The following is a 935-nucleotide window of genomic DNA, read 5'->3' as shown; positions in this document are numbered from 1 at the left end:
CCCTTCTGTTTGACTCAACAAAATACGCCTGCAAAAAACAAATCGCTCCAAAAAGCGCCCGTTCCTTTGATACAAATCAATTGAGCAATGTGTAAATCCAGCCAGCAACGCTTTCCCTGCATATAGTTAAAAGAGAAGTATCGTAAATAGCGTCTGAGAGATTAGATTGAGAAGGTCAATGAAAACGCACACATTATCCATCCTGGGTCTGTTCCTGTTGCTGGCGGCACCGTCGGCGGCATTGCCCTGGGGCATCACAGCCTCCGACAATCAAGGGGGCGGTTTTTTCGCCGATGCCGACGGTTCGGGCCAAGCCTATGTCGGTTCTGGTTATTATGGTATTCAGGCTTATGGCGATGATGGGGGCGGTTATTTCGGCGATGCCGACAGTTCGGGCTATGCCTATGTCGGGTATGGTGATAATGGTATTCGGGCTTATGGCAATACCATGGGCGGTTTTTTCATGGATTTGACCAGTCATACCTACGCCCGTGTCGGCCACGACACCTACAAGATTAAGGGCTCCGGCAGTGTGAGTTTCGTGCAGAACCACCCGGAGAACAAGGACGAGGTGATTGTTTATGCCGCGCCGGAAGGCGACGAAGTGGCCACCTATACCCGGGGCAGCGCCCGGCTGGTGGATGGCGAGGCGCGCATCCCCCTGGGCGAGACCTTCAAATGGGTGACCAACCCCGATATCGGCCTGACGGCGCACCTGACGCCCATGGGTGAGCCTTGCCTTCTGTATGTGGCTGCCAAGACCACCAGTGAACTGGTTGTCAGTGGCGCGCAGGACTGTTCACAAAATGTGAGCTTCGACGTAACTACTCACCCCTAAGATGAGTACAAGCCTGCCTCCATGGATCTACAATCGCTTTTTCATGTCTGTAGAGGCTTGACATCATAGTACGCCGAGTCTATGCTATTGACCCAAC

1 protein-coding gene is annotated in these 935 nt (G+C 53.0%); it reads left to right on the top strand.

The genetic code is table 11. The features are described from left to right. The first annotated feature begins 178 nt into the window (after positions 1–178). Positions 179–838 carry a hypothetical protein gene (locus tag ACOCD2_RS22275; protein ID WP_419626140.1) on the top strand — a complete coding sequence of 220 codons (660 nt, stop codon included), beginning with the start codon at positions 179–181 and terminating at the stop codon, positions 836–838. Positions 839–935 lie beyond the last annotated feature (97 nt).

The sequence above is a fragment of the Thiolapillus sp. genome (genome assembly GCF_048562965.1).
Lineage (GTDB): Bacteria > Pseudomonadota > Gammaproteobacteria > Chromatiales > Chromatiaceae > Thiolapillus > Thiolapillus brandeum_A.
Note: the sequence above shows the minus strand (reverse complement) of the source record. Positions and strands in the feature narration are given on the sequence as shown.

Coding starts and splice junctions, on each gene's coding strand:
- ACOCD2_RS22275 (WP_419626140.1), top strand. CDS start 179: ATGAAAACGCACACATTATCCATCCTGGGTCTGTTCCTGTTGCTGGCG.